Origin of the sequence: Pseudomonas antarctica (assembly GCF_900624995.1) — a bacterium.
GTDB lineage: Bacteria > Pseudomonadota > Gammaproteobacteria > Pseudomonadales > Pseudomonadaceae > Aquipseudomonas > Aquipseudomonas antarctica.
This window is the reverse complement of sequence record NZ_UYXQ01000204.1, coordinates 1-4,574: the sequence shown is the minus strand read 5'-3', so window position 1 is coordinate 4,574 and position 4,574 is coordinate 1. Positions and strand designations below refer to the sequence as shown.

At 57.3% G+C, this 4,574-nt stretch carries 4 protein-coding genes; 1 reads left to right on the top strand and 3 read right to left on the bottom strand.

Annotation, left to right across the window (positions count from 1 at the left end):
• Positions 1-38: 38 nt before the first annotated feature.
• Positions 39-329 carry a hypothetical protein gene (locus E0F99_RS30180; RefSeq protein ID WP_165447654.1) on the bottom strand — a complete coding sequence of 97 codons (291 nt, stop codon included), beginning with the start codon at positions 327-329 and terminating at the stop codon, positions 39-41.
• Positions 330-395: 66 nt separating this feature from the next.
• Between E0F99_RS30180 and E0F99_RS29080 the strand changes: the two genes are divergently transcribed.
• Positions 396-3,137, top strand: coding sequence for a membrane-targeted effector domain-containing toxin (locus tag E0F99_RS29080; protein ID WP_165447653.1), 2,742 nt, complete (start codon positions 396-398; stop codon positions 3,135-3,137).
• 68 nt (positions 3,138-3,205) lie between these two features.
• Here the strand turns inward: E0F99_RS29080 and E0F99_RS29075 are convergent, their stop codons facing one another.
• Positions 3,206-3,661, bottom strand: coding sequence for a VOC family protein (locus tag E0F99_RS29075; RefSeq protein WP_083357694.1), 456 nt, complete (start codon positions 3,659-3,661; stop codon positions 3,206-3,208).
• A gap of 529 nt (positions 3,662-4,190) precedes the next feature.
• On the bottom strand, positions 4,191-4,574 hold a 384-nt coding region (locus E0F99_RS29065), incomplete at its 5' end, for a LysR substrate-binding domain-containing protein (protein ID WP_242626947.1).

Here is a 4,574-nt window from a genome sequence, read left to right as displayed (position 1 = left end):
CCCCGGAATGCAGTTTTCCGGAGGCTGCCCGCAAAAGGTTAACCGGGAAGATCGAACCGAAGAACCCAAGGCCGGCAACGCAAGAACCCATCGCCCATGTCGTACCGCTGGCAGACCTGCGACATGAGTTCTACAACATGGTGTTGCAGCGCAAAATAGACGACGTGGTGGCTACCACGGTTAACCGCACTGAAATGATCATGGGCATTCTGTGGACCTGTGTAGAGCTGGTCACGGCCATCGCCACCATTCCTTTTCCTGTGTTGAGCCTGAGCCTGGGTGGCCTGCTGGCATTCAAGGACGCCATGCTCGCCATTGATGCGTTCCACCAGGGCGACAAGGGCGGCGCGCTGAACCACTTCCTCGGCTACATGGCCAACCTGGGCGGTGCCCTGTTGTTCGACGTTCGCCCGGCCTTCAAAGGCCCGTTCAACGCTCTCTCGATCAGGCCGCTGATCAAAGCGATGAAGCAGGCCCTGCTGCTGAAAAAGATCGACCCGCGCATTCCTGCCGAGATGACGTCGGTGTTTTTCGACGCCAAGACATTCTGGGTCAAGAACACACCGGATGCCTTTGGCCGTTATGCGCTGTATCGCTATGACCCGATCACCGGAAAAATGCAGGCAACGGCGCGCCTGGTCAATAAAGATGCCAAGGGCCGCTGGGTGCGTTCTTGGGCTGCGGGGGGCGGGCGCAAGAAGTATCAGGCACTTGAGGAGGACGTTGAACAGCCACTGGCCAAGTATGAGATAACGCCCGAGCAAGGCAAAAATTTCAGAATGGTGCTCGACCCCGAGTTTGGGCGAAGGCTTGCCAGCCAGCCGGACGAAGTCATAGCGCAGGCCGCACAAGACGGGGCCTACCTCAACTTGAAGCCACTGCGCGATAACTATCCCAACCAGGTTAAACAGCTGAGCGAGGATGCAGAGGCATTCTACACATCCCCCCCAGCACGCCCGGGCCGCACCGGTTTGCCGGTACTGGCGCCGGATTCCAGCCCCGGCACTGTGCTTGCCACCCTGTTCCCACTCAAGAAAGCACTGATCATTGGCGCACCCAACACCAGTGTTGCCAGTAAGCAGTTACTGATCGAAAACATGCAGGCATTGGCTGCGCAAGGGCTCAAGCGCGTGCACATCGAAAACCTGCCAGCGGATGTTTTTCGCCGCAAACTCAGAGTGATCAACGGCGAAGCCAAAGGCGATATTGCTTACGCCTTGAAACGCGTCGAGGAACACTTGGCGCGGGTCGACAGATCCCTGGGTTGGGGGCTGGACGCGCCGTTTACCTACCGCAAACTGATGCTCGAAGCCCACAAGCACAAGGTCGCGATCGAGGGCGTTGACGCTTCGAGTTCCTACCATATGGAGCACGTACTGGCGCTTTCTGACGCAGAGCGGTTTATCCCGCGCAGCAGCAAACTCAGAAACTTCTACTCCCACAAAGCCCTTGCGGCAAAAAATCCAGATGACGGTTGGATCGCCCTGGTTGATCACAATCGCCTGGGCAGTGTTGACGAGGTGCCGGGCCTGGCCGATTTGCAGAAAGTCATTGCCTTGCGCGTTGAGGACGTGGTTCCCGGCCACGCTGTGAGCATTACGCCCGACACCTCCGTCGCCGCGCTGTCCCGGGGCGACTACAAGCTGAGCATGGCTCCCGCTTCACAAGCATTGCCGACGGCCGGCCCCCCAAGGGAGGTACAAGTCCCCGTTTCACCGTCGCACTACAGTGCGTTTGATTTGCCCGCGGCGCATAAAAAACACCTGGACGAAATGGTGCATTCGCACCGCGACCTTGATTCTCGCTACGCGCTATATGCTGAAGGCCCCTACGCAGAGGCGTTCAGGGCCTTCAAAAGTAGCCGCGATCGCCTGTATAAAACCGCCCAAGAAGGTTTTGCCGCTTATACGCCACCTGTACGCTCCAGCTTCACCGACCTGGGGACGGCAACCGGTGAAGAGGCGTTTATCAAGCAACTCTATACACAGAAGTTGGGACTCATTATCGCCGAAGCCCATGGTGACGTATCGAGCAAGCAGTTCCTGATCAAGTACATGAAGCTATTGAAGGAGCAGGGCGTCAAAACGCTGTACGTGGAGCACCTGCTCACCGACCTGCATCAAGCCGAGTTGGAGGCATTTTATAAAACGGCAAAAATGCCGGAAAACCTGCAACGCTATCTGAGGTCGCAGGATGTCGGCCATATGCGCGTTCATTCGGGCGACAACACTTACACCACTGTAGTCAAGTCCGCGAATAAGGCGGGAATCCGAGTCCGGGCGCTCGATTGCACGGTCAGCTATCACACCAAAGGTATGCGCGAGTTGAACAGCCGCTATACCCTTTTCAGCTATTTCGCCCATGAGGTGATCAAGGCGGACCAGGCCGTATTGGGGCCGCATAAGTGGGTAGCGCTCATGGGCAGCGGCCATGCCGATATGGTTCATGGTGTACCGGGTATTGCGCAATTGCAGGACGCGGTCAGCTTGACGGTACGCGATGTTGCCCCCAGCCACGCACGCCCCCTGCACCCGAGCGGATGGGAAATTCTCGACGGTGGGATACGCAGCCCCGGCAACTATGCCGTGCGCACTGACTTCAAGATCGACGTTGGTATTGTCGGCATGCCACCACCGCTTTCCAAGGCCCAGCAGGATCGCGCTTGGCTGAGAAGGGTCGGCGACTTTTTGATCGAACAGCCTTCACCCACCCAGGCCCATGTGCTGCACCGTTCCAATAGTGGCGAAATTATTTCCACGCCTGTTCAGATTGACGATCAGGGGCAGTTTTTTGTTGAACGTTGGGCGCAGTTAACAGATAAACGTTTCTTGAGGTTCGAACACCTGACGGAGGCACTCAAGGCGCAAGTGCGTTTGACAGCCGCCTCCGCTAGCACCCTGCCGAGCGCGCGGCTGAAAAAGATCGGCGACTTCCTGATCGAGCGGCCTTCAACGACGCAAATCAATCTGCTTCATCATTCCAATAGCAGGGAAATTATTTCCACCCCTATTCAAACTGATGCGATGGGGCAGTTTTTTATTGAGCGTTGGCCGCTGTTGAGCGGTAAACGTTACTCAACGTTGGACGGTTTGATTGATGCGCTCAAAGCTGAAATAAAGTTGTCACCGGTGTTGTAAAGGCGTAAAGCGCCCTGGCCCTGCAGGCTGCAGGGCCAGGGTGAGGCGAGTGTGTTTGCCGTTGCGGCTCAGGCAAACGCCGACTCGATAAACGCCTCCAACGCCTTCTCCTCCAGGATCTCGATAGAGAAATGCCCGAAGCGCTTGGGCAACCAAATAATGCGTTTACCGGAGGGTGAACGCAGGTCCTCAAGGGTCAATGGCCGACCGTTTTCATCCTCCGGCTGCACACCCGAGGCGATCAATTCGGCATGGGCCACCTCAATGTCCGGCGTCGTGTAGCAATGCCGGTAAATCATGCCTTCGCCGTGCGCGTCCAACAGCGCCCGCAAGTTGCCCGCCAATGGCTGTACCAGCATGAAACGCTCCTGGCCCATTAACGCAATCGCAAAACGCACATGCAGGCCGCCGCGCTCCCACACTTGAGGGGTGGAGATTCTGGCGTTGAGAATCTTCGCGTAGTAGGCGCACGCCTCTTCGAGGTTCTCGACCAGGACGTCGACGTGACTGAATTTTAGATCCATGGCGTGCCTTCTGGCGGATGTCGGGTACACACGACAGTAGCCGATTTACAACGGTTAACGTATTCAATGTCGCATTCGATATAGGCTTTGAATAGCACGCCCCGATCAGCCCTGTTTGATGAGCCTACAGCCATGCACCTGCCAGCCATCACCGCTGCGTTTGTTGCGTTGACCCCCTTGCCACCGTCTCTCGTGTACGCCGCTACACCCATCACTTATGTCGCTATCTACCGTGGCCCGGCAGGCGGTGATGACTGCTCCGAGAGTGTGCAAAGGGCCTTGCAACGGCTCAGCCCGATAGCGTGTTTTATCAGGACGGGCCGTACTTTGCCAAAGCGGATGGGTATCGCCTTATACGACTGTTGCGACCTATCGCAACGGTGACGTGGCGGCGGCGCAGTATGTAAACGTGGTCTGAGCCCTTAGCGCATATTGTCGATGCTCGTCTGCGATAGCCGAGGGTGGTTTTCAGCGTGTTAGCGTCTGATCAACTGCAGAGTGAGTGGACAGGGCTGAACGACCCGTAACGTCATATTAGTGCTGAGCCGCTTTTACATTCGAGGCTTTCACCTAAGCCACGGATCATCTCCATCAATGCCTTCACCCGCAGCGGCAAATTTGCGGCCGGGTACACCGCGTGCATCTGTGGGCTCTCACCGCTGCTGGAGGTGAGCGTGTACTGAGGACAAACCCGCAGCAGGCGTCCTGCTTCCACTTCGGGCTCCGCCATCCAATCCGCCAAGCGGGCGATCCCGACGCCCGCCAGGGCTGCCTGGAATACCGCCAGACCGGAGCTGAAACGAAATTTTGGATGAACCCGAAAGCTGATGGCCTGCTCCTCACTGCGAAAATTCCACTCCTTGAGAATCCGCGGCGCCGTATGCAGGATCAGCGAATGCGACTCCAGTGCCTC